The sequence below is a fragment of the Flavobacterium pygoscelis genome (genome assembly GCF_023162025.1).
GTDB classification, from domain to species: Bacteria; Bacteroidota; Bacteroidia; order Flavobacteriales; family Flavobacteriaceae; genus Flavobacterium; species Flavobacterium pygoscelis.
Window position 1 is genome coordinate 96,805 of record NZ_JALNUB010000002.1, and the last position, 24,531, is coordinate 121,335.

The following is a 24,531-nucleotide window of genomic DNA, read 5'->3' on the forward strand; positions in this document are numbered from 1 at the left end:
AAAGTAAGAAAAATTTTTGTTAAACAATTGATATGAGTTTAATGCCATAAGAATTACTAGAATTTAATAGAGAGCAGAAGTCTGTTATTTTGATATAGAAATTCTACTTAAACAAAATAAAAAAGGAATGTTTGTCTTAAAATCAATTTATTTATGAAATATAAGCTCGCAAAAAAATTAGTATGCGCTATATAAAGCCTTATAAACTAATTTGAGGAAAGAAATATAAATTTATAATAATACTACCTAAAAAAAGCGTCTTAGAGATTGCTCTAAGACGCTTTTAAAAATTATTTTTTTTCTTCATTATTGAGTTTATCATCAAAATCTGGTGCTTCCCCTTTAAATTTTTGAGTATCCTCATCGTAGTTTTCATCATTCGTTAACACTTGATCGTGATCTTTATATTGATGCTTTCTCATATCACTTCGGTTATCTGATCCTTTGTTGTTCGAATTTTGCGGAGTTGAATTGTTTGTGCTCATTTTTTGTGGTTTTAAATTTTAATAAAATTACCATTATCAACTTAAAAAGTTATTACACAATCACGAATAATATTTGCAAAATTCAAACTCATCAACCTTCAAAATCCTTAAAAATATATTCTATCAATTACATTGTCATTAAAAAATTCTACATTAGAATAAAACTCAATAACAACATTATCAAATACTTAATGTTTTAAATTATATAAAATTTTAAAAATATTTTATAATTTATTTGATCAGATAATAAATAAATTTGATTTTAAGATTTAAAATAAAATTATAAACACCTACAGAAATATCAACTTACATACAGCTATAAATTTAATAATCATAAATTCTATGGAAAATCTACAAGACAGCAAGCATCGCGATTTAACTAAAAACAAATCGGATGCAAACAACAAATTTTTGACAACCGATCAAGGTCTAAAAATCAACGATGACAATAATTCCTTAAAAGCAGGTGAACGCGGTCCATCTTTATTAGAGGACTTTATTTTAAGAGAAAAGATTACTCATTTTGACCATGAAAGAATTCCAGAAAGAATTGTACATGCAAGAGGATCTGGAGCTCATGGTTTTTTTGAAGTCACAAATCCAATACCCGAATTAACCAAGGCTGGCTTTCTGCAAACCAAAGGACTAAAAACCCCAATATTTGCTCGTATTTCTACTGTAGCGGGTTCTCGAGGTTCTACAGATCTTGCAAGAGATGTTAGAGGTTTTGCAATTAAGTTTTATACAGAAGAAGGAAATTATGATTTGGTAGGAAATAATATGCCAGTGTTTTTTATTCAAGATGCTTCTAAATTTCCTGATCTAGTACACGCCGTTAAACCCGAACCACATAACGAAATGCCACAAGCAGCTTCGGCACACGATACTTTTTGGGATTTTATCTCCTTAATGCCAGAATCCATGCACATGATCATGTGGATTATGTCAGATAGAGCTATTCCTAGAAGTTTACGCATGATGGAGGGATTTGGAGTTCATACTTTCCGACTCATAAATGCTAAAGACGAATCTGTTTTTGTAAAGTTTCATTGGAAACCAAAATTAGGCACACATGCAGTAGCTTGGGATGAAGCACAAAAAATATCAGGAAAAAATGCTGATTTTCATCGTCAAGATTTATGGGATGCTATTGAAATGGGGAATTTTCCAGAATGGGAATTAGGAGTTCAAGTTATTCCAACTGCAGACGAACATAAATATGAATTTGATTTATTAGATCCAACTAAACTGATTCCGGAAGAACTTGTGCCGGTTACAATAATTGGAAGAATAGTATTGAATAAAAACCCAGATAACTTTTTTGCAGAAACAGAACAAATTGCCTTTCACCCCGGTCATCTTGTTCCTGGAATTGACTTTAGTAATGATCCTCTTTTGCAAGGTCGATTATTTTCATATACAGACACCCAATTATCCAGATTAGGAAGTCCTAATTTTCATGAAATACCAATCAACCGCAGTATTGCGCCTGTACACAATAATCAGAGAGATGGTCATATGCGTCAGGAAATTAATACGGGTCGTGTAAGTTATCATCCTAATTCTCTCGGCGGCGGATGTCCATACCAAGCTAAAATAAGTGAAGGTGGATTTTCAAGTTTTAATGAGCGCATCGATTCTCATAAAATAAGAGGTAGAAGCGAAAGCTTTAATGATCATTTTGGTCAAGCCAAATTATTTTTTAATAGTCAAACCGAGGTGGAGAAAAGCCATATCGTTAAAGCCTTACGTTTTGAATTAGGAAAAGTTGAAACCGCAGCTATTAGAATTCGCATGTTAGGCCTTTTAGCTCAAATAGACCAACAATTAGCCGAAAAAGTTGCTTTAGGTTTAGGAGCACAAGTTCCTGACTCACCAGAAAAACCTATGAACCACGGAGTTTCACCAGAGAATGAAATGGGAAATCAAGAATCAACTACAGTTAAACAATCCGTTTCCTCTTCGGATGCGCTAACCATGATTAAAAACCCAACAAACTCTAATACAATAACTTCAAGAAAAGTAGCTATAATTTGTAATGAAGGAGTTTCTGAAGCTTGTGTAGCCAATATAAAAAGCGCATTGTTAAAGGAAGGGGCAAAAGGTTTTGTGATAGCACCTCATCAAGGAAGCCTGAAAACCGAAAATGATGGTGCTATTCCAGTAGACTTTAGTTTTCTTACCGCTTCATCCGTTCTTTTTGACGCAGTTTATATTCCGCATGGAAAAAAAATAATAGCCTTAGAGCAAAACGAAGAAGTACAAGAATTCTTGAATGATGCTTACAAACATTGCAAAGTTATAGGAGCAGATGGCGATGGGCAAAAACTATTAAAAGCGACATCATTTGCATCTAAAATAAAAACCAGTGACAAAGGAATTATTATGAAAGAAGAAAAAGCGTCAAAAGATTTTGCTACAGAATTTATTAAAGCAATGGGTAAACACCGTTACTGGGAACGAGAAGAAAATTTATACCAATAAAAAATAAAACTTATGAAAAATTCAGACCACCCAACACAAAACAAAAGTACTGTTAAAGACAAAACGAATAAACTAATGGTAGAACCAAAAAAGGATGCAGCTAAAACACTAAAGGATTTATTTATAGACAGTTTAAAAGATATATACTGGGCAGAAAATGCACTTGTTACTGCCCTACCTAAAATGGCTGCAAATGCTACTTCGCCCACTCTTAAGTCAGCTATCAATGAACATTTAGCCGTAACTAAGAATCAAGTGATTCGTTTAGACAACGTTTTTAAACTGATTAGCGAAAAAGCTGAAGGAAAAAAATGTGAGGCAATGGCAGGGCTATTAAAAGAGGGAGATAGCATCCTTGAAGAAACAATGCCAGGGGCTGTTCGTGATGCTGGAATAATCGCTGGATCGCAAAAAATAGAACATTATGAAATTGCTACTTATGGAACCTTGGTAGCGTTTGCAAAAGCGTTGGGCGAAAATGATGCTGCAAAATTGTTAACACAAACATTAGCAGAAGAAAAAGAATCGGACTTTATACTGAATGAAGTTGCCTTGAATGCTGTTAATCATGATGCTGTTCGTAAATAGCATTAAAGTTTTTACGATTATTTATTTTACAATAAATAGAAAAATCTGTATCTGATACAGATTTTTCTAAGTAAACGCTTTTGACCTAAATTAAAAATTAAAGTGCAATTACGATGCGTAAAAAACTTTAGTATTGATCTTAAAATAAGAAGAAAAATAATATCTAATTTTACAAAAAATAAATTGTAATCGAATTGAGAAATATTCTAATAATCGACGATGAAGAAAAGTTAAGAGGTCTTCTTGCTCGAATTGTAAAGTCAGAAGGTTTTGTAGTTTTGGAAGCAGCAGATTTAAAATCTGGTTTCAAGAAATTAGAACAAAATGAAATTGATGTTGTCCTTTGTGACGTAAAACTCCCTGATGGCAACGGCGTTGAATTTCTCGAGAAAATTAAAGCTAGTTTCCCCTTAACAGAAGTGATTTTGTTGACGGCCTACGGTAAAATCTCCGATGGTGTGCAAGCCATGAAAAATGGTGCTTTTGATTACATTGTAAAAGGCGATGATAATGATAAAATAATTCCTCTTTTATACAAAGCAATTGAGAAGGTTACTCTTCAGCAAAAAATTAAGCAGCTAGAAAAACGAATTTCAAAAAAGTATTCCTTTGATGCTATTATTGGAAAGTCAAAAGGATTGGAACAAGTTATCGAATTATCCAAAAAAGTGGCAAATACAGATTCTACCGTACTTTTAACTGGAGAAACCGGAACGGGTAAGGAAGTTTTTGCGCAAGCAATTCATGAGAACAGCAATAGAGCAGGAAAATCATTTGTAGCCTTAAATTGCAGCACCTTTAGCAAAGAACTTTTAGAAAGTGAATTGTTTGGTCATAAACAAGGCTCATTTACTGGCGCTATAAAAGATAAAAAAGGTTTTATAGAAGAAGCGAATGGCGGAACCTTATTTCTAGATGAAATTGGTGAAATGCCAATAGATTTACAAGCTAAATTACTTCGTGTTCTAGAAACGAGCGAATACATTCCTGTTGGAGATTCTACACCAAAAAAATCAAATTTCCGCTTGATTGCGGCTACCAATAGAAATTTGAAAACAGAAAGTGACGAAAAACTCTTTCGTCAAGATTTATACTTTAGATTAAATATTTTTGAGATTACTATTCCGCCTTTACGGGAACGAATAAAAGATATCGAACCATTGACTCATTATTTTGTAAGTCAGTTTGCTGAAAAAATGAATCGACAAACATTACAAATTGATAGTGATTTTTTGCAAAAATTAGAAGCCTATCAATGGCCTGGAAACATTAGAGAATTAAAAAATGTAATTGAGCGTTCCGTAATTTTATGCAGTAGTACAGTTTTATCCACAGATTTGCTTCCTTACGAAATGCAGCAAGAACAAAGTAAAAATGGGAAAAGCTTGTCGGCGTTTTCTATGCAAAGTGTCGAAAAACTTCACATCCAAAAATTATTAAATTATACCAAAGGCAATAAAGCCGAAGCAGCTCGTTTACTCGAAATTGGTATTGCTACCTTATATCGAAAATTAGAAGAATACAACATTCAATAAAAACCTATCATTTCAATAAAAGCCTATCATTATGATAGGCTTTTTTTATGTCTTTTTTTTAAAGGAACTATTTAAAACCAACATTAGTAATACTTTACGGAAATCGATATTTATTGGAACAGGATTTGGCATGAGTGAGGAGAACATAAAAATTCATCCTTATGAAAAATCAAGTCATTACGATTTACAAACAAGCAGAACGCTTCGCAGAAATCACAAAAAAAGCGATTAGTGCTGGAAATATTGCTAGAGCTAAAAAATGTCTAGCGCACGCAGAATACTTATTCAACAGCGGAAGCAATGAAACTAAAAGTGTCATTTCTAATATTTATGTTTTTTCGGTTTCTTCTTTTATGGAACTCCGTCATTGCAGCATTTCTAATCTCTTTCCTAAAAATTTGAAATTAGAGTATAACAAGCAAATCAATTCTTTAGGAGTATAATAATCAATGATACTCTTCCTACTACAATTTTAATTCACTTAGATCCATTTATTATGTTAACACTTATCCTTTTCGCTCTCGGTTTATTATGCTTTTGGCTGCTCTATCTCTCTATCAATTATTTTGACAACATTTAAAAATGAAAACAAAAATCTACGAGGCTATCCAACAATGGATACCCGATTCCAAAAACTGGACTGATTTTCCATCTACTAATGATGAAACTATTAATCAATATGCACTATTAAAAAGTGTTGCTAGATTTTGTGTGGAGAAAATGGATTCACTTGATGAATCTGAGTCAGAATCAGCAAGAGAAATTATTAGAGTGATCAACATGTTGTATGAAAGTGGCAATCACTACACTAGAAATGCAATTGAGAACGAATTCTTTACTGAATTAAGTGCTCAAGAAAATCCAGCAAGTTTAAAGAAGCATTTGGATTTTCTTTCAAAAGAATCGAAACAAGGCTATTTAAGAACACTATTAGAAAACTAAAAAATTATGACCGCATTATTTATTATAGCAATTGCAGTTTTTGTCTACATCTGTTATGTACTATTAAAACCTGAAAAATTTTAGCAACCAAAGAATTATTTAACCCTTAATACTAAAAAATGAATACAGAAATATTAGGAATTATAGCGATGTTCTTGCTCACCTTAGCACTCGCTATTCCGTTAGGAAAATATATTTCCAAGGTTTACGGAATGGAGAAAACTTGGCTGGATTTTATATTTAATCCACTTGAAAAGTTATTTTTCAAATTAAGCGGTGTCAATCCAGCCGAAGAAATGAACTGGAAACAACACATGAAAGCGTTACTAACCATAAACTTAATATGGTTTGTCTTGGGAATGATTATCCTGATGACTATGGGAAGTTTACCCCTAAATCCCGATGGAAATCCAAGTATGTCCGCTGATTTAGCTTTTAACACTGCAATTTCATTCGTGGTCAATTGCAACTTACAACATTATTCAGGAGAAACTGGAATAAGTTATCTAGGACAATTTTATTTGATGTTCTTGCAATTTGTAAGTGCAGCAACAGGAATGGCAGCTGCAGTAGTGGTCTTTAGAGCTTTTAGAGATAAAACAACAACGGAACTAGGGAATTTTTATACCTATTTCATGAAATCTTGCACTCGCATATTGTTACCACTTTCTTTTGTTGTAGCAGCTCTTTTGGCTTTCCAAGGAACACCAATGACATTTGAAGGAAAAGACAGTATTACTACTTTGCAAGGTGATGTACAAGAGATTTCTCGCGGACCAGCAGCAGGATTTGTTGCCATCAAACACATTGGAACAAATGGTGGAGGATTTTTTGGAACTAACGGAGCGCATCCTCTTGAGAATCCAACTTATTTCACCAATATGTTAGAAATGTGGGCTCAAATGATTATTCCGTTTGCTATGATATTTGCCTTTGGATATTTCATTAAAAGAAAAAAGTTCTCATGGATGATTTTCGGGGTGATGACTATTGGCTTCTTGGCTTTGGCGATTCCAAATGTGATCGGTGAAATGCAAGGAAACCCAATGATTGAGAAAATGGGAATTGATACTTCGCTTGGTGCCATGGAAGGTAAAGAAACAAGAATTGGCGCGGCAGCTACTGGTTATTGGAGTATTGCTACTACGGTAATATCAACAGGATCTGTCAATTCTATGCACGACAGTACAATGCCACTTTCTGGAATGAATGAATTGCTTGCCATGATGATAAACAGTTTTTATGGTGGAGTTGGCGTTGGAATTTTAAACTTTTTTGTTTTTATCATTTTGGCTGTTTTCATCAGTGGATTAATGGTAGGAAGGACACCCGAATTCTTTGGTAAAAAAGTGGAAGCTCGGGAAATGAAAATAGCGATGATTATTGCATTAATGCACCCATTCTTAATCTTAGTGGGAACTGCATTAACAGCAGCGATGCCAGAATATGGTACAGCAACTTTAAATAATCCTGGATTTCACGGTTTGAGTGAAATGCTTTACGAGTTTACTTCTGCATCAGCAAATAACGGTAGTGGATTTGAAGGTTTGGGAGACAACACCGTTTGGTGGAATGTTTCTACAGGAATTGTTTTAATTCTAGCACGATTTTTACCCATAATCGGACCTGTAGCCATTGCTGGATTGTTAGCACAGAAAAAATACATACCTGAAAGCGATGGAACATTAAGAACTGATACAGGAACTTTTGGTGTAGTAACATTGACTGTAATAGTGATTATTGCTGCATTAGCCTTTTTCCCTGTATTAGCCTTAGGACCGATAGCTGAATATTTTACCATTTACTAAAAAGAATTTAAAATGAATAAAGATCAATCCTTATTTCAAAAAGACATCATGCAACAAGCATTGGTTAAATCTTTTGTGAAATTGAATCCGAAACTTATGTTTCGAAATCCGGTAATGTTCACGGTAGAAATCGGAACATTTGTTATGCTCGTTGTTTCTATTTGGACATTAACAGGTGAAACTTCACAAGGTAGTTTTGGATATAATTTTGTGGTATTCCTAGTATTATTGTTGACTTTGTTGTTCGCCAATTTTGCCGAAGCCATTGCTGAAGCAAGAGGAAAAGCACAAGCCGATAGTTTAAGAAAAACAAGAGAAGAAACTCCTGCAACTTTAAAAAGCGGTGAAAAAATATCATCCTCTCAACTAAAAAAAGGCGATTTATTTGTGTGCGAAGCCGGCGATATTATTCCAACTGATGGAGAAATCGTAGAAGGTTTGGCCACAATTGATGAAAGTGCCATAACAGGTGAATCAGCTCCCGTAATTCGAGAATCTGGTGGAGATAAAAGTTCGGTTACCGGTGGTACAAAAGTATTATCAGACCGAATTGTTGTAGAAGTTACTAATGAACCAGGCGAAAGTTTTTTAGATAAAATGATTGCTTTGGTAGAAGGAGCTTCACGCCAAAAAACACCAAATGAAATCGCATTAACCATATTACTTGCTGGGTTTACCTTAGTATTCATCATTGTTTGTGTGACTTTAAAACCATTAGCAGATTATTCGAATGTTAATATTACAATCGCTTCTTTTATAGCACTCTTTGTTTGCTTAATTCCAACAACTATTGGAGGACTTTTATCAGCAATTGGAATTGCTGGAATGGACCGCGCTTTGAGAGCGAATGTAATCACGAAAAGTGGTAGAGCGGTTGAAACTGCTGGAGATATTGATGTATTACTGTTGGATAAAACGGGAACAATTACGATTGGAAACCGAAAAGCAACTCACTTCTACCCTGCTCCTGGAATTTCAGAAGCACAATTAATCAAAGCGGCATTTTTAAGTTCTATTTCTGATGAAACACCAGAAGGAAAATCGATTGTTGAATTGTCAAAAATAGATCCTTTAACTTTTCAAAATAGTAACGCACAATTTATCAAGTTTACTGCCGAGACGAGAAGTTCAGGAATCAATTTTGACAGTACTCGTATTAGAAAAGGAGCTACAGATGCCATTAAAAACATGGTGACAAATGCTGGAAATACCTTTCCAACCGAACTTTTAGACCAAGTAAAAGTAATTGCTGAAAATGGAGGTACACCTTTAGTAGTTTCTGAAAATGAAGTGGCTCTTGGAGTAATCGAATTGCAAGACATTATTAAAACTGGGATGTTCGAGCGATTTGAAAGACTTCGCAAAATGGGAATTAAAACGGTAATGGTAACAGGTGATAATCCTTTGACTGCCAAATTTATTGCCGAAAAAGCAGGTGTTGATGACTTTATTGCCGAAGCCAAACCAGAGGATAAAATGAATTACATCAAGCAAGAGCAAATGGCTGGTCGTTTGGTTGCTATGATGGGAGATGGTACTAATGACGCTCCTGCCCTTGCACAAGCTGATGTTGGTGTTGCCATGAATAGCGGAACACAAGCAGCAAAAGAAGCCGGAAATATGGTTGATTTAGACAATGATCCAACCAAATTAATTGAAATCGTAGAAATTGGTAAACAGTTATTAATGACTCGCGGAACGCTTACTACGTTTAGTATTGCAAATGATGTAGCCAAATATTTCGCCATCATTCCTGCGTTGTTTATCACTGCAATTCCAGCGCTTCAAGGATTAAACATAATGCATTTACACAGTCCTGAAAGTGCAATACTTTCAGCAGTAATTTTCAACGCGATCATTATACCGTTCTTGATTCCATTGGCTTTAAAAGGAGTGAGTTACAAACCAATTGGCGCTAGTGCTTTATTGAGAAGAAATTTATTGCTGTTTGGTGTTGGTGGAATCATCGTTCCCTTCATCGGTATCAAATTGATTGATATTGTAGTTGCATTATTTATTTAAAAAAATAGAAACCATGAAAAATAATTTAATAAAAGGAATTAGAATGACCGTAGTGCTAGTGGTGCTTTTCACAGTAATTTATCCACTATCGGTATGGGCAGTTGCTCAATTAGCTCCTAACAACGGAAAAGGCGAAATCGTGTCTTACAAACAAACCAAAGGATACGCTAACATTGGACAAAGCTTTACGAAAGACGAATACTTCTGGGGAAGACCATCAGCCGTAGACTATAATGCTGCTGGATCAGGAGCCAGTAATAAAGGAGCTTCAAATGAAGAATATCTAGCCGTAGTGCAAGGTCGAATTGATACTTTTTTACTTAAAAATCCAAGTGTGAAAAAGTCGGAGATTCCAGTTGATTTAGTAACAGCAAGCGGAAGTGGATTAGATCCTAATATTTCAGTTGCAAGCGCTAAAATACAAATTGCAAGAATTCAGAAAGCAAGAAATATAGATCCTGAAAAATTAAACACATTGATTGACGCCAATACTGAACAACCTTTATTAGGGATGTTTGGACCAGCAAAAATTAATGTTCTAAAACTAAATATTGCTCTAGACCAACTAAAATAAAACCGTAATCAGAGCTGGGGAGGTTGTGCCATACCTCCCCTTTTTTTAAAAAAATCAACTTAATAAATACAAAATGAATACAAAAATAAGTCTAGCTGCTTTAACTTTATGTTTTTCAGGAGTAGCTTTTGCGCAAGAAGAAAAATCTGAAAATCCATTGAAAATCAGCGGATATGCTGAAACCTATTTTCAATATGATGCTAATAATCCCGACAATAATTCGCGTCCAGGATTCATATACAGCCACAACCGTAACAATGAGGTTAGTTTGAACCTTGGATTTGTAAAAGCAAATTACGAAACTGAAAAGGTACGTGCCAATATAGCTATTGCAGCGGGTTCCTATATGAATGCAAATTATGCAGCAGAACCTGGAGTTTTAAAAAATGTTTACGAAGCCAATGTAGGATTTAAAGTGGCCAAGAACCAAAATTTATGGATTACAGCAGGAATTTTACCTTCGCATATTGGTTATGAAAGTGCTGTTGGAGCCGATTGCTTTACATTAACTAGAAGTATTATGGCTGAAAATTCTCCTTATTTTGAGGCTGGAGCCAAAATTACGTACATTTCGCCAAGTGGACAATGGGAATTAACGGGATTGTATCTTAACGGATGGCAACGAATTCAGCGTGTCGATGGTAATACAACACCGAGTTTTGGTCATCAAATTGTGTACAGACCTTCGTCAAAAATGTCCATAAACAGTAGCTCTTTTATAGGAAATGATAAAGCGGATAACGTACGTCAAAAACGTTATTTCCATGATTTATATGCTGCTTATGATTTAACCAGTAAAGTAAAACTTTTAGCAGGATTTGATATCGGTTGGGAGCAAGCCGCAACTCAAAGTGAGGATTATAACAAATGGTACGGAGCTTCTGTAATGGCGCAGATGATGGCAACTGAAAAATTAAATTTTGCCGTAAGAGGAGAATATTACCAAGATAAAAAAGGAGTAATAATTGCATCAGGAACCCCAAATGGTTTTGAAACTTATGGTCTTTCTTTGAACGCAGATTATAAAATCACTCCAAATTTAATCTGGAGAACTGAAATTAAAAATTACACTAGTGAAGATGCCGTTTTTGCTAAAAACACTGCTGAAGTATCAGATACTAGTTTTTCTATAGTTACTGCTTTGGCTATCAAATTTTAAATTAAAAGTTTTGCCGTGAAGGCACAAAGACTCAAAGTTTTCTTTTGCAGAAGTAATGAAAAGATCTATTTTTCAAGAAGTATTTTAAATTTTATTACAAAAAACTCTTAGTGACTTTGTGCCTTAGCGACAAAAATAATTTAACCTAAATGGACAACGAAAAAGAAAATAATGTCAAGCACTTTCTAGATTTAATTCAGAAATCTCGCAAAGGAAAGTTTAAAATCTACATTGGGATGAGTGCTGGTGTGGGAAAAACATACCGCATGCTTCAAGAAGCCCACACTTTATTAAAGAACGGTATTGACGTTAAAATAGGATATATTGAAACGCATAATCGCAAAGAAACGCACGAATTATTAGCTGGTCTTCCTGTTATTCCGCGCCGTACTATTTTCTATAAAGGGAAGCAACTGGAAGAAATGGACGTGCAAGCGATCATTAATTTACGTCCAGAAGTGGTAATTGTCGATGAACTAGCACATACGAATATAGAAGGAAGTAAAAATGAAAAACGCTGGCAAGATGTTTTAGAGATTCTAGAATCTGGTATCAATGTAATTTCGGCAGTAAATATTCAACATATAGAAAGTTTAAATCAAGATGTAAAACGAATTACTACTATTGATGTACAAGAGAGAATTCCAGATCATGTGTTGCGAATGGCAGATGAAGTGGTGAATATCGATTTAACTTCAGAGGATTTGATTGCACGATTGAAAGAAGGCAAAATTTATACGGCTGATAAAATACCAACCGCATTAAATAACTTTTTCAAATCAGATCAAATTTTACAGTTACGCGAATTAGCTTTGAAAGAAGTGGTGAATCAAGTAGGTCGCAAAGTAGAAAATGAAGTCCCTAAAAATTTAGCTTTAAAACCTCAAAAAATAGTCGCTTGTATTAGTAGTAATGATAAAATGGCTAAAATTGTGATTCGGAAAACGGCTCGATTGGCAAGTTATTACAATTGCAAATGGTATGTTTTGTATGTAGAAACTCCGAAAGAAAGTTCCAATAAAATAGCGTTAGATAAACAGCGCCATTTAATTAATAATTTCAAATTAGCGTCACAATTAAATGCTGAGGTTATCAAAGTAGAAAATAATAGCATTACCGATGCAATATTAGAAATTGTTGAACAGAAAAATATTACAACTGTTTGTATTGGGAAACCACATTTAAATTTATTTAAAGTAATTTTATCGACCACTATCTTTAATAAATTACTGAATAATCTATCTTCATCAAATATCGACTTAGTAATTTTGTCCTAACTGTTAATTGCATCATTATGAAAATAAAAACCAAATTGAATCTGGGTGTCGGATTGTTGTTCTTAATGATTATTATCCTTTCCTTGATAAGTGCTTATTCTGTTTTTTTGATAAAAATAGACACTCAAAACATTCTGAAAGCGAACTATAATACGTTAGAATATTCTCGTAATATGTTGCTTTCATTAGAAAAAATTAGTGCCGATAAAAATATAGATTTTTCTGTTTTCGAAAAAAATCTTAAAAGCCAGATGAAAAATGCAACTGAAATTGGTGAAAAAAATGCTAACATTAATCTTGAAAAAAAATTCATCACACTTAAAAATGATTTTAGCAACGAATCAGTAAAAAATCAAATTCGGCAAGATATTTTTGAAATAATGAAACTGAATATGAATGCCATTAAGCAAAAAAGCGATGTGGCAACTCATACTGCTGAAACGGCCAACTTATGGATTGCTATTACAGGAACGTTATGTTTCTTGATTGCTTTTAATTTACTAGTAAATTTACCTAATAATATTGCCAATCCTATTAAAGAACTGACAGATAGCATCAAGGAAATTGCCAACAAAAATTATTCGCAAAGAGTACACTTTATGAATCATAATGAATTTGGAGATTTAGCAAAATCATTCAATTCAATGGCGGAGAAATTACAAGAATACAGTAGCAGTAACTTACACAAATTATCATTTGAGAAAAAACGATTAGAAACCTTGATCAATAATATGCACGATCCAATTATTGGATTGGACAATACAGGAACTATATTATTTGTAAATAATGAAGCATTGAAAATCATTGGTTTAAAATCTAGTGAAGTTGTAGGACAATTGGCCACTACGCTAGCTCTTACTAATGATTTAATGAAATCACTTATAGTAAGTACACTGCTTGATGGCAAACAGAAAGTGGAACCGATGAAGATTTTTGCAGATAATATAGAAAGTTATTTTGAAAAAGAAATTGTAAATATTACCATTAAACCAACCGGTGAAGATCAAACAATTGATATTGGTGATGTAATCATTCTAAGAAACATTACTGTTTTTAAAGAGCTAGATTTTGCAAAAACCAATTTTATAGCCACGGTTTCTCATGAATTAAAAACGCCTATATCTTCGATAAAAATGAGTTTACAAATTCTTGAAAAAGAAGATACTGGTAAGATGAATGAAGACCAAAAACAGCTAATTACAAGTATCAAAGAAGATAGCGAAAGATTGCTGAAAATTACCGGAGAATTACTGGATTTATCTCAAGTAGAAACGGGAAACATACATCTAACTATAGAAAACAACAATCCTTACGACATAATAAATTATGCGATAGCGGCTGTAAAAGTAAAAGCCGATCAAAAAGCAATAAAAATCATTATTGATGCCCAAGAAAACTTGCCTTTTGTAAAGGCTGATACCGATAAAACTGCTTGGGTTCTTATCAACTTTTTAACAAATGCAATTACCTACTCCTCTGAAAACAGTACCATTATTGTCAAAGTAAGACAAGAGAATAATACAATCCTTTTTGAAGTTATTGACAAAGGAAAAGGGATTGATAGTCATTACAAGAATAAAGTTTTTGATAAATATTTCCAAATTCCAGGAAGTCATAAATTAGGAACTGGATTAGGTTTAGCGATTAGCAAAGAATTTATTGAAGCTCAAAATGGTATAATAAGTGTAAAAAGCGATCTGGGATTAGGAAGTACTTTTAGCATTGCACTACAAGCTGATACCTAGCAAGAAAAACAATTTATAAACATGTTTTTATTTACAATAAAAAATTGAAACATTCCTAATTAAAAAAACGCTGCAGTAATCTGCAGCGTTTTTTATGTTTATGTTCTACGAATTTGATTTTGCTACAAACTTGCCATGTCAATTACAAAACGATATCTTACATCTCCTTTCATCATTCGATCATACGCTTGGTGAACATTTTTGATATCGATCATTTCAATATCAGAAACGATATGATGTTCTGCACAATAATCTAGCATTTCTTGTGTCTCTGGTAATCCACCAATTAATGATCCTGCTAAACTTTTTCTACCTCCAATAAGGCTAAAAGCGTGGATTTGGTAAGGTGTTGGAGGCGCTCCTACACAAATATGAACTCCGTTAACACCCAACAAAGAAAGGTATAAATTCAAATCATGTGGTGCAGAAACAGTATCTAAAATAAAATCAAAATAACCAGTTACACTTTTTAATTGCTCTTCGTCTTTAGTTACTATAAATTTGTGAGCTCCTAATTTTTTAGCGTCAGCTTCTTTTTCAGGAGAAGTACTTAAAACCGTAACTTCTGCTCCAAATGAAACTCCAAATTTTACGGCCATATGTCCTAAACCACCTAATCCTAAAACAGCTAGTTTATGCCCTTTACCCACTTTCCAGTGTCTTAATGGCGAATAAGTTGTTATTCCTGCACAAAGCAATGGCGCTACTGCCGCTAAATTTAATTTGTCTGATACATGAAGTACAAAATCTTCATGCACTACAATTGTATTAGAATAACCACCATAAGTAGGCGTTTTACCATCTTGACCTAAAGCATTATAAGTTCCTGTGCTTCCATTAGAACAAAACTGCTCTAAGCCTTCTTTACAATTATCACAGGTTCTACAAGAATCTACCAGACAGCCCGTTCCGGCAAGATCACCAACTTTAAACTTTTTGACATGAGTTCCTACTTTCACTACTTTACCTACAATCTCATGACCGGGAACCATAGGATAAATTGCTCCTCCCCAATCGTCCTTTATTTGGTGTAAATCACTATGGCAAACACCACAAAACTGTATGTCAAATTGTACATCGTGAGGTCCTACTTCTCTTCTTTCAAAATTCCAAGGGGCTAAATCTGTTTTTGCATCCTGAACTGCATATCCTTTCGTTGGTATCATAATTTTTAATTTTTACTAAAATTATGGAATTATTAGTTTTATACAGAATAGCAATTCATAATATTTACATAATTTAATTTTAGTTACTTTTTTACAAATGAATAAATAATTATAAATAGAAAAAACAAATTGCAATTCTTCAGCTTTATTAAAACTAATATAGATTGACTAATTTGAATTTAATTGTTTTTAAGTATCTTTAAAAAAATAAAAAAACTATGAAAAACCAGTCTTATAAAAATCACATTCGCTTTTATCCACCGCATCATTTTGTTTATTATCCTATTATAATGGCTTTTCTTGCCTTTAGCATTTACTTTGCATTCACAACTCCTGATGTATTATTATGGTTGTTTATCAGCGCTATTTTCATAGTGTTATTTTGTCTGGCTTTCATGCTAAGACAACATTATGCCTTAACACTACAAAACCGAATCGTACGTCTCGAATTAAGATACCGATATCTTGCTACAACTGGAAATAGATTTGAGGTTTTTGAAGATCAATTAGATGATTCGCAATTATTTGCCTTGCGTTTTGCTCCAGATGAAGAGCTCGCTGCACTAACTCAAAGAGTAGTCACCGAAAATTTATCCGGAGATACCATCAAAAAATCAATTAAGAATTGGAAAGGCGATTACGAAAGAGTATAATATTACAGAAGATTACCACTGTTTAATTTGAACAACAATTTAGAATTTGTTTCTTTGCTAGGAATTGAAAAATACAAAATGCCAGAATATTTTTTAGATATTGAATACAACGAAATTACTTATTCTGAAGAGCAAGTTAATTTTAAAGAATTTGAATGCTGTACTTTTACAAATTGTAATTTCTCACAATGTATCTTTGTCGCGGTAACTTTTATAGATTGTACTTTTAATAATTGTATTTTTAGCGAAGCCAAAATTAATTATGTAGCCTTTAGAACCGTAGTTTTTAATAATTGCGAAATTAAAGAGGTGAATTTTGCAATGTGCGATAAACTAATTTTCGAAATCGCCTTTAATAACTGTATTCTGGATTTTTCTAAATTTTATACTTTAAAAATAAAAAGAACTTCCTTTACAAATTGCAGTCTAGTCGCAGTAGATTTTATGAATACGGATTTAACTGAAGTTGTTTTTGATAATTGTGATTTGTACCGCTCAGAATTTGCAAAAGCAATCGCTAACAAAGCCAATTTTCAAACGAGTTACAACTACACAATTGATCCTACCAAAACAAAAATTAAGAAAGCCCTGTTTTCTTTAGAAGGAGTCAAAGGATTGCTTTATAAACATGATATTACAGTTCAATAATTATAACAACTATAATTATTGAACTGTAAAATATTATCCATGAATGGTTTCGCTCTTACCATAATTTGCAATCACCGAAGCTTCAAATTCAATCCACTCACGCCATCTTTTTTCTACGTCAATTCCGGTTCCGTATTTTCTTGCATAGGTAATAAAAGTAGTGTAATGTCCTGCTTCACTTTCCATTAAATCCCTATAAAAAACAGACAATTCTTCGTCTTGTATGTTTTCAGAAAGTACTTTAAAGCGCTCACAACTTCTAGCTTCAATCATAGCGGAGAACAGTAATCGTTCTACTAAACTAGAAACGCGGCTCCCATTACCATTCTTTTTCATGTACAAATACAATTCGTTTACATAATCGTCTTTGCGTTCACGACCTAATTTAAGTCCACGTTTGATAATAATATTATGAACTTGTTCAAAATGATCAATTTCTTCTTTGGCTAAAGCCAAAAGATCCTGAACTAAATCTTGATGTTCTGAATTATTCGTAATAATTGTAATCGCATTAGTAGCGGCTTTTTGCTCGCACCAAGCGTGATCGGTCAATATTTCTTCAATATTTTTTTCTACTATATTTACCCATCTAGGATCCGTTGGCAATTTTAATCTTAGTACAGACATAGTTTTAATCTTAAATTTATAAAGTAATAAAGTCGAAAATCAAACTCAAAAAAGAACAGATTAATGTCTTTTTCAGGCTATTGACTTTCGACTTTAAAAATTTTGAACTATTTGTTAATATACAAAAATAGCTCTTTCGCTCATCATTTCGTTTACTTCATTAGCAACTGCTTCGATAACGTCTTCATTGGTAGGATCTACTAAAACTCTGTCGATTAAATCAACAATAGTTTCCATATCTGCTTCTACAAGACCACGAGTAGTAATTGCTGCAGTACCAACACGAATTCCTGAAGTTACAAATGGAGATTTGTCATCAAATGGAACCATATTTTTATTTACTGTGATTTCTGCTTTTACCAATGCATTTTCAGCTTCTTTTCCAGAAATATTTTTGTTTCTTAAATCAATCAACATCATGTGATTGTCTGTTCCTCCAGAAATAATTTCGTATCCTCTTTTTACAAAAGCGTCTGCCATAGCATTTGCATTTTTTTGTAATTGTAAAGCATAGGTAAAAAACTCATCTTTTAATGCTTCACCAAAAGCAACTGCTTTTGCAGCAATGATGTGCATTAATGGTCCACCTTGATTTCCTGGGAAAACAGCAAGATCCAATAATGAAGACATCATTCTTATTTCTCCTTTTGGAGTTGTTAAACCAAATGGGTTTGGAAAATCTTGCCCCATTAAGATCAAACCACCACGAGGTCCACGTAAGGTTTTGTGTGTTGTTGTTGTTACAATATGACAATGAGGCAAAGGATCGTTCATCAAACCTTTGGCAATAAGTCCTGCAGGATGAGAAATATCAGCTAATAAAATAGCACCTACACTATCAGCGATTACTCTAAAACGCTCAAAATCCATATCGCGTGAGTAAGCCGAAGCTCCTGCGATAATTAATTTTGGTTGTTCTTTAGTCGCTATTTCTTGAATTTTATCGTAGTTTAATAATCCCGTTTCTTTATCTACACCATAAAATGAAGGCGTATATAAACGTCCAGAAAAATTTACTGGAGAACCGTGAGTTAAGTGACCACCATGAGATAAGTCAAAACCTAAGATTTTGTCTCCTGGTTTAATACAAGCATGGTAAACTGCTGTATTGGCTTGAGATCCCGAGTGTGGTTGTACATTTGCATAAGCAGCTCCAAATAATTCTTTGGCTCTATCAATTGCAATTTGTTCTACTACATCAACTACTTCACAACCTCCATAATACCTTTTTCCGGGATATCCTTCGGCATATTTGTTAGTTAATACAGAACCAGCTGCTTCCATTACTTCGTCACTTACAAAGTTCTCCGAAGCGATTAGTTCTAATCCGTGAATTTGTCTTTCTTGTTCTTCAAGAATAAGGTCAAAAATTTGTTCGTCGCGTTGCATTTTTTTGATTTTCGTTAATTTGATGCAAAAATACAAAAAAACGTTTGGTTAATAGTTAGATTATAATATATTTGATGAGTAATTTTCAACAAAATAATTAACAGAATATGCCAATAATAGCCAACGATATAAATAGAAAATCATGGATTGAAGTTCGTCCAGAGAGTGATTTCCCTATTCAAAATATACCTTTCGGTGTTTTTCTTACAAAAGAAAATGTAGTAACCGTAGGAACACGAATTGGAGATTTCGCTATTGATTTAGGAGCCTTACAACAATTAAACTATTTTGAAGGTATCGAACTTACTGATGATATGTTCATGCAAGATACTTTGAATGATTTTATTTCTGATGGTCAAAAAACATGGCGTTTGGTTCGTAACCGAATTGCAGAGATTTTTGACATTGAGAATCCAAAGTTGCAAGACAACGCAAAAGACAGAGAAATCATCATTTTCAATATGGAAGATGTAGAGATGCAATTGCCTGTACTTATTGGTGATTACACTGATTTTTACTCTAGTAAAGAGCATGCTACTAACGTGGGGAAAATGTTTCGTGACCCAGAAAATGCACTTTTGCCTAACTGGCTTCACATTCCTGTAGGATATCATGGTAGAAGTTCTACAATTGTTCCTTCAGGTATTCCGGTACACAGACCAATGGGACAAACTTTACCAAATGGTGAAACGACTCCGGTTTTTGGACCCTCTCGTTTGGTTGATTTTGAGTTGGAAACGGCCTTTATCACTACAGATGTAAATATAATGGGCGAAAATATCTTGGTAACTGAAGCCGAAGAATATATTTTTGGAATGGTTTTACTAAATGACTGGAGCGCCCGCGATATTCAGAAATGGGAATATGTACCATTAGGTCCATTTTTAGCTAAAAACTTCGCTTCCTCAATTTCTCCTTGGATTGTAACTATGGATGCTTTAGAACCTTTTAAAACCAAAGGTCCTAAGCAAGAACCAACACCACTTCCCTATTTGCAACAAAAAGGAAAACATTCTTTTGACATTCATTTAGAAGTAGCGATTCAGCCTGAGAAATCAGAACCAACTGTTATTTCGCGTTCTAATTTTAAATATATGTATTGGACTATGAGTCAGCAATTAGCACACCATACCTCTAACGGCTGTCGTGTAAACTCTGGTGATATGATGGGTTCCGGAACTATATCTGGACCGACTCCTGATAGTTATGGTTCGATGTTGGAACTAACTTGGGGCGGAAAAAATCCAATTAAATTAAATGATGGAACAGAGCGCAAATTCATTAATGATAACGATACTGTTATTATGAAAGGATATTCTCAAAACGAAAACGTTAGAATCGGATTCGGTGAAGTTTCTAGTAAATTATTACCTCCTTTTGTAAGGAAATAAATTATAGCCTTCCTAAAAAAACTCCATCAGCTTTTGCTTTTGGAGTTTTTTTTGTGCTAAAAATCAATTTTAGATTTATTGCTATAAAATTATTTTGATAACACTATTTTATATTAATAAGTTGATTTAGTGCGGTATTTTAAATTGAAAACAGGTATTGTATTCCTGTTTTAGCCCAGATAGTAATGAAAATCTTTATGCAGGAGAAGGTTCGTTTTATAGGCCTAAAAGAGCGACTAAAAGAAGCTCCTTTTGGGCCTAATAAAACTACCTGATACCAATAAAATTGTAATGGAGAGCTGGAATATGCTTTTAAAGAAATAAATAAGTCAACTTTAAATAAAGCAATAAAATAAAAACTCTAATAATTTTCCTATTTTTGGATACTCAAAAAGAGGTCCTTATTATCGAGACTTACTAAAATCTATTATTTATGAAAAAAATTACGCTCCTACTTTCCTTAATTATCCTTGCTACAGGGTGTGGAGTAAAGCAAACTCAAAATTTATTAGGTTCTGGAAATTATGATGAAGCCATTGATAATGCGGTATCTAGTTTGAGAACTAATAAAGATAAAAAAGGGAAACAAGATTATGTTTATTTATTGGAAGAGGCATTTGCAAAAGCAAAAGAGCGCGATTTAAACACGGTAAACTTACTCGTAAAAGAGGCTAATCCTGCACAATTAGAAAGGATTTATACTACTTATTTGCAACTTAACCAACGTCAGGAAAAGATAAAACCAATACTCCCTTTGAAATTATTGAGAGAAGGTCGAAATGCTATTTTTCCTTTTGAAAATTATAATAATCAAATTATTGATAGTAAAAATGCTTTGTCTGTTTACTTGTATAACAATGCAAAAAAGCTAATGACTACTACTGATAAAATGAATTTTAGAAAAGCGTATGATGACTTGGATTATTTAAACAAAATAAATCCAAATTATAAAAATGTATTGCAATTGCTAGACGAAGCTTTGTTTAAGGGTTCTGATTATATATCTGTTTACACTAAAAACGAGACAAATATGGTTATTCCTAATCGTCTTCAAAATGATTTATTAGATTTTAGCACGTTAGGGTTAAATGACAAATGGACCGTTTATCATAGTACAAAGCAAAAAGGAATTAATTATGATTATGGTTTACTTATTAATTTTAGAGAAATTTATATTTCACCAGAGCAAATTAAAGAGAAGGAATTTACAAAAGAGCGCATCATCAAAGACGGTCTAAAAAAACTAATTGATGCCAACGGAAAAGAAGTAGTAGATGATAAAGGAAAAGTAGTTATGGTTGATAATCTGCGAACTGTAACGGCAAGTATTTATGAATACCGACAATTTAAATCCTGCCAAATTACAGCTAAAATTGATTATATAAACCTTAAAAGCAACCAATTATTGAAAACGTTTCCGATAACAAGTGAATATGTTTTCGAAAATATTTACGCTACTTACAAAGGAGATCGACGAGCATCTGATGATAATTATTACTCTTATTTTGATAAAAAACAAGTGTCTTTTCCTAGTAGTGAGCAAATGATTTATGATACAGGTGAAGATTTGAAAGCTAAAATTAAAGGCATTGTAACTCAAAATAGGTTTAGAAATCAATAAAAATATTTAATCAAATTAAAGCTAACTCCTTGACAATAAAATGTCAAGGAGTTTTTTTTAAATAAAAAGTAACAATATCTTATTTTTTTGTTACAAAAGATAATTGTAGACTCGTATTTCAAAAAATTATGTACTTTTGCACCGATGAATAACAACAATATAAATATAACTCCTATCTCACGGACAAACAGACCTACGGCTTCACCCGAAGTACGGACACTATAACTATAGTTTCCAGCAGTAATCTGTAATATTTTTATTCATTTTTCATTTTTTCGTTTTGAAATCAACCTTATTTTGTATTGGAGTATTAGCTCCGATAACTACTTGTAATTTATTGGCTTTATGCTGTAATTTAATGTATTGCTCTCTGATCAATATTTTCTTTATAGCACTAAATTCTTGTGAAAGTTTATTTCAAAAAACAAATCCTAGTATATTTTTTAACTACAAATTCAACTCTTGAAATGAACATTTCTATCCTTGTAACTGATGAAAATCACTATAAATATGCGCAAGAAATATGCGATACTATTGAATTATCTGCCTTACTGAGAGGTACTGGAATTGCTAAAAGAACGCCAGAATACATCCAGAAAAAGATGGAAAGCAGCGATGCGGTCATTGCATTAGTTGATGGCAAATTTGCTGGTTTTTGCTATATCGAAAGTTGGGAACACGGAAAATTTGTAGCACATTCAGGATTAATTGTTCATCCTGATTTTAGAAACTTAGGCTTGGCAAAAAAAATCAAATCATTTGTATTTGATTACTCCTTGAAAAAATATCCCGAAGCAAAGGTTTTTGGTATTACAACAGGTTTAGCAGTCATGAAAATCAATTCGGAATTGGGTTATAAACCGGTACCATTCTCTGAATTAACTACTGATCCAAGTTTTTGGAAAGGATGCCAAACTTGCACCAATTATGAAATTTTAAAAAGTAAAGATAACAAAATGTGTTTGTGTACTGGAATGCTTTACGACCCAAAAGAAAAACCTAAAAACCCACCAAAACATCCGTTTAATGTCCGGATATGGAATCGTTTAAAAAAAATAAAGCAAGCCTTGTTCTTAGAGGATTAATTCCCTCTACAAAACGAAAAAATTCAAAAATTTAAATAAAAAATAATACTCTTTAGACAAACGAACACCGATTTTAAATCAAATGTATTAGAGAGAAAAAAATGAAATCATGAAAAAAGTTGTATTAGCCTATAGCGGAGGATTAGATACCTCCTATTGTTTAAAATATCTAAAAAATGAAAAAGGATACGAAGTTCATACTGTACTTATAAATACAGGAGGATTTGATGAGGAGGAACTGGCCGCAATCGAAGAAAGAGCTTACGATTTAGGAAGTGCACAACACGTTAACTTGACTATTGTTGATAAATACTATGACAAGGCCATTAAGTATTTGATTTATGGAAACGTATTAAAAAACAACACTTATCCATTATCAGTAAGTGCAGAACGCGTTTTTCAAGCTATTGAAGCCATTAAATATGCGAAATCTATTGGTGCAAGCGCTATAGCTCACGGAAGTACTGGAGCAGGAAATGATCAAATCCGTTTTGATTTAATTTTTCAAACCATTGCTCCCGAAATTGAGATCATCACTCCTATTAGAGATTTAAAATTATCGAGACAAGAAGAAGTTGATTATTTAGCAAAAAATGGGGTTCATTATTCTTGGGAAAAAGCACAATATTCAATTAATAAAGGGCTTTGGGGAACTAGTGTTGGCGGAAAAGAAACGTTAACTTCGTCAAAACCATTACCGAGCGAAGCTTATCCGTCGCAATTACAAAAAGAAGGAGAAGAAAAAGTAACTTTAGAATTCCTAAAAGGAGAATTAGTTGCTATAAATGGTAAAAAAGACAAACCTTCTAATAATATTGTAGCTCTAGAAAAACTAGCAAATGCTTATGCAATTGGTAGAGACATTCACGTAGGTGATACTATTATCGGAATAAAAGGAAGGGTTGGTTTTGAAGCTGCTGCTCCTTTAATTATTATCAAAGCACACCATTTATTGGAGAAACATACTCTCGGAAAATGGCAACAATATTGGAAAGAACAATTAGGAAACTGGTACGGAATGTTATTTCATGAAGGCCAGTTTTTGGATCCTGTAATGAGAAATATCGAAACTTTCCTTGAAGAAACTCAGAAAACAGTAAATGGAACGGTAACAGTTTCATTGAAACCGTACCACTTTTCATTAGACGGAATTGAATCCGAAAATGATTTAATGAATACTAATTTCGGTCAATACGGCGAAATGAATAATGCTTGGACATCTGATGATGCAAAAGGATTTATTAAGATTTTAGGAAATGCCCAAAACATATTTTCGTCTGTAAATAATGAAAACTATAATTAATTAACTTTTGTAACAATTTAAATTTAAAA

The 24,531-nt window shown here is 33.2% G+C and carries 22 protein-coding genes; 18 read left to right on the top strand and 4 right to left on the bottom strand.

Annotated elements, in window-relative coordinates:
• Positions 1–290: 290 nt before the first annotated feature.
• Positions 291–485, bottom strand: a complete 195-nt coding sequence (locus MW871_RS02680) for a hypothetical protein (RefSeq protein WP_188050510.1) — start codon at positions 483–485, stop codon at positions 291–293.
• A gap of 342 nt (positions 486–827) precedes the next feature.
• On the opposite strand from MW871_RS02680, the gene MW871_RS02685 reads away from it, so the two are divergent.
• The 12 genes from MW871_RS02685 to MW871_RS02740 all read left to right on the top strand — a co-directional run bounded on the left by MW871_RS02685 (position 828) and on the right by MW871_RS02740 (position 14,619).
• Positions 828–2,969 (top strand): catalase, encoded by a 2,142-nt coding sequence (locus MW871_RS02685; protein ID WP_248427468.1) that lies wholly within the window; start codon positions 828–830, stop codon positions 2,967–2,969.
• A gap of 12 nt (positions 2,970–2,981) precedes the next feature.
• Positions 2,982–3,557, top strand: coding sequence for a YciE/YciF ferroxidase family protein (locus MW871_RS02690; RefSeq protein WP_248427469.1), 576 nt, complete (start codon positions 2,982–2,984; stop codon positions 3,555–3,557).
• A 194-nt stretch (positions 3,558–3,751) separates the two neighbouring features.
• Positions 3,752–5,092 (top strand): sigma-54-dependent transcriptional regulator, encoded by a 1,341-nt coding sequence (locus MW871_RS02695; protein WP_248427470.1) that lies wholly within the window; start codon positions 3,752–3,754, stop codon positions 5,090–5,092.
• A gap of 161 nt (positions 5,093–5,253) precedes the next feature.
• Positions 5,254–5,535 carry a DUF7674 family protein gene (locus MW871_RS02700; RefSeq protein WP_072991555.1) on the top strand — a complete coding sequence of 94 codons (282 nt, stop codon included), beginning with the start codon at positions 5,254–5,256 and terminating at the stop codon, positions 5,533–5,535.
• A gap of 139 nt (positions 5,536–5,674) precedes the next feature.
• Positions 5,675–6,034 (top strand): DUF7674 family protein, encoded by a 360-nt coding sequence (locus MW871_RS02705; RefSeq protein WP_188050506.1) that lies wholly within the window; start codon positions 5,675–5,677, stop codon positions 6,032–6,034.
• A 6-nt stretch (positions 6,035–6,040) separates the two neighbouring features.
• Positions 6,041–6,118 (top strand): potassium-transporting ATPase subunit F, encoded by a 78-nt coding sequence (locus tag MW871_RS02710; RefSeq protein WP_210646426.1) that lies wholly within the window; start codon positions 6,041–6,043, stop codon positions 6,116–6,118.
• Positions 6,119–6,153: 35 nt separating this feature from the next.
• Complete coding sequence (gene kdpA, locus MW871_RS02715) at positions 6,154–7,842, top strand: potassium-transporting ATPase subunit KdpA (protein WP_248427471.1); 1,689 nt, start codon at positions 6,154–6,156, stop codon at positions 7,840–7,842.
• Positions 7,843–7,854: 12 nt separating this feature from the next.
• On the top strand, positions 7,855–9,864 hold the full coding sequence (gene kdpB, locus MW871_RS02720) for a potassium-transporting ATPase subunit KdpB (protein ID WP_248427472.1): 2,010 nt from the start codon (positions 7,855–7,857) through the stop codon (positions 9,862–9,864).
• 13 nt (positions 9,865–9,877) lie between these two features.
• On the top strand, positions 9,878–10,438 hold the full coding sequence (locus MW871_RS02725; RefSeq protein WP_188050503.1) for a K(+)-transporting ATPase subunit C: 561 nt from the start codon (positions 9,878–9,880) through the stop codon (positions 10,436–10,438).
• A 73-nt stretch (positions 10,439–10,511) separates the two neighbouring features.
• On the top strand, positions 10,512–11,597 hold the full coding sequence (locus MW871_RS02730) for a porin (protein ID WP_248427473.1): 1,086 nt from the start codon (positions 10,512–10,514) through the stop codon (positions 11,595–11,597).
• A 149-nt stretch (positions 11,598–11,746) separates the two neighbouring features.
• Positions 11,747–12,874: a sensor protein KdpD gene (locus MW871_RS02735; RefSeq protein ID WP_121926613.1), complete on the top strand. Its 1,128-nt coding sequence runs from the start codon at positions 11,747–11,749 to the stop codon at positions 12,872–12,874.
• Positions 12,875–12,891: 17 nt separating this feature from the next.
• Complete coding sequence (locus tag MW871_RS02740; protein ID WP_248427474.1) at positions 12,892–14,619, top strand: histidine kinase dimerization/phospho-acceptor domain-containing protein; 1,728 nt, start codon at positions 12,892–12,894, stop codon at positions 14,617–14,619.
• 122 nt (positions 14,620–14,741) lie between these two features.
• On the opposite strand, the gene MW871_RS02745 is transcribed toward MW871_RS02740, so the two are convergent.
• Positions 14,742–15,785 (bottom strand): NAD(P)-dependent alcohol dehydrogenase, encoded by a 1,044-nt coding sequence (locus MW871_RS02745; RefSeq protein WP_248427475.1) that lies wholly within the window; start codon positions 15,783–15,785, stop codon positions 14,742–14,744.
• A gap of 218 nt (positions 15,786–16,003) precedes the next feature.
• Between MW871_RS02745 and MW871_RS02750 the strand changes: the two genes are divergently transcribed.
• A complete protein-coding gene (locus tag MW871_RS02750) occupies positions 16,004–16,438 on the top strand; it encodes a DUF6526 family protein (RefSeq protein WP_248427476.1) in 435 nt (144 codons plus the stop codon).
• A 78-nt stretch (positions 16,439–16,516) separates the two neighbouring features.
• Positions 16,517–17,086, top strand: coding sequence for a pentapeptide repeat-containing protein (locus MW871_RS02755; RefSeq protein ID WP_210646345.1), 570 nt, complete (start codon positions 16,517–16,519; stop codon positions 17,084–17,086).
• A gap of 33 nt (positions 17,087–17,119) precedes the next feature.
• Here the strand turns inward: MW871_RS02755 and MW871_RS02760 are convergent, their stop codons facing one another.
• Both MW871_RS02760 and glyA read right to left on the bottom strand, forming a co-directional pair.
• Complete coding sequence (locus MW871_RS02760; RefSeq protein WP_188050495.1) at positions 17,120–17,713, bottom strand: MiaE family protein; 594 nt, start codon at positions 17,711–17,713, stop codon at positions 17,120–17,122.
• 114 nt (positions 17,714–17,827) lie between these two features.
• The gene (glyA, locus tag MW871_RS02765) at positions 17,828–19,102 is read right to left on the bottom strand and encodes a serine hydroxymethyltransferase (RefSeq protein ID WP_248427477.1); all 1,275 of its coding nucleotides are present in this window, start codon (positions 19,100–19,102) and stop codon (positions 17,828–17,830) included.
• Between the two features lie 107 nt (positions 19,103–19,209).
• On the opposite strand from glyA, the gene fahA reads away from it, so the two are divergent.
• From fahA to MW871_RS02785, 4 genes are all read left to right on the top strand, one after another.
• A complete protein-coding gene (fahA, locus tag MW871_RS02770) occupies positions 19,210–20,493 on the top strand; it encodes a fumarylacetoacetase (protein ID WP_188050493.1) in 1,284 nt (427 codons plus the stop codon).
• Between the two features lie 433 nt (positions 20,494–20,926).
• Positions 20,927–22,114: a hypothetical protein gene (locus MW871_RS02775; RefSeq protein WP_248427478.1), complete on the top strand. Its 1,188-nt coding sequence runs from the start codon at positions 20,927–20,929 to the stop codon at positions 22,112–22,114.
• Positions 22,115–22,581: 467 nt separating this feature from the next.
• The gene (locus MW871_RS02780; RefSeq protein ID WP_210646343.1) at positions 22,582–23,199 is read left to right on the top strand and encodes a GNAT family N-acetyltransferase; all 618 of its coding nucleotides are present in this window, start codon (positions 22,582–22,584) and stop codon (positions 23,197–23,199) included.
• Between the two features lie 109 nt (positions 23,200–23,308).
• Entirely contained in the window at positions 23,309–24,502 is a 1,194-nt protein-coding gene (locus tag MW871_RS02785) for an argininosuccinate synthase (RefSeq protein ID WP_248427479.1), read from the top strand.
• The last annotated feature ends 29 nt before the right edge of the window (positions 24,503–24,531 follow it).

Coding starts and splice junctions, on each gene's coding strand:
- MW871_RS02680 (WP_188050510.1), bottom strand. CDS start 485: ATGAGCACAAACAATTCAACTCCGCAAAATTCGAACAACAAAGGATCA.
- MW871_RS02685 (WP_248427468.1), top strand. CDS start 828: ATGGAAAATCTACAAGACAGCAAGCATCGCGATTTAACTAAAAACAAA.
- MW871_RS02690 (WP_248427469.1), top strand. CDS start 2,982: ATGAAAAATTCAGACCACCCAACACAAAACAAAAGTACTGTTAAAGAC.
- MW871_RS02700 (WP_072991555.1), top strand. CDS start 5,254: ATGAAAAATCAAGTCATTACGATTTACAAACAAGCAGAACGCTTCGCA.
- MW871_RS02705 (WP_188050506.1), top strand. CDS start 5,675: ATGAAAACAAAAATCTACGAGGCTATCCAACAATGGATACCCGATTCC.
- MW871_RS02710 (WP_210646426.1), top strand. CDS start 6,041: ATGACCGCATTATTTATTATAGCAATTGCAGTTTTTGTCTACATCTGT.
- kdpA (WP_248427471.1), top strand. CDS start 6,154: ATGAATACAGAAATATTAGGAATTATAGCGATGTTCTTGCTCACCTTA.
- kdpB (WP_248427472.1), top strand. CDS start 7,855: ATGAATAAAGATCAATCCTTATTTCAAAAAGACATCATGCAACAAGCA.
- MW871_RS02725 (WP_188050503.1), top strand. CDS start 9,878: ATGAAAAATAATTTAATAAAAGGAATTAGAATGACCGTAGTGCTAGTG.
- MW871_RS02730 (WP_248427473.1), top strand. CDS start 10,512: ATGAATACAAAAATAAGTCTAGCTGCTTTAACTTTATGTTTTTCAGGA.
- MW871_RS02735 (WP_121926613.1), top strand. CDS start 11,747: ATGGACAACGAAAAAGAAAATAATGTCAAGCACTTTCTAGATTTAATT.
- MW871_RS02740 (WP_248427474.1), top strand. CDS start 12,892: ATGAAAATAAAAACCAAATTGAATCTGGGTGTCGGATTGTTGTTCTTA.
- MW871_RS02745 (WP_248427475.1), bottom strand. CDS start 15,785: ATGATACCAACGAAAGGATATGCAGTTCAGGATGCAAAAACAGATTTA.
- MW871_RS02750 (WP_248427476.1), top strand. CDS start 16,004: ATGAAAAACCAGTCTTATAAAAATCACATTCGCTTTTATCCACCGCAT.
- MW871_RS02755 (WP_210646345.1), top strand. CDS start 16,517: ATGCCAGAATATTTTTTAGATATTGAATACAACGAAATTACTTATTCT.
- MW871_RS02760 (WP_188050495.1), bottom strand. CDS start 17,713: ATGTCTGTACTAAGATTAAAATTGCCAACGGATCCTAGATGGGTAAAT.
- glyA (WP_248427477.1), bottom strand. CDS start 19,102: ATGCAACGCGACGAACAAATTTTTGACCTTATTCTTGAAGAACAAGAA.
- fahA (WP_188050493.1), top strand. CDS start 19,210: ATGCCAATAATAGCCAACGATATAAATAGAAAATCATGGATTGAAGTT.
- MW871_RS02775 (WP_248427478.1), top strand. CDS start 20,927: ATGAAAAAAATTACGCTCCTACTTTCCTTAATTATCCTTGCTACAGGG.
- MW871_RS02780 (WP_210646343.1), top strand. CDS start 22,582: ATGAACATTTCTATCCTTGTAACTGATGAAAATCACTATAAATATGCG.
- MW871_RS02785 (WP_248427479.1), top strand. CDS start 23,309: ATGAAAAAAGTTGTATTAGCCTATAGCGGAGGATTAGATACCTCCTAT.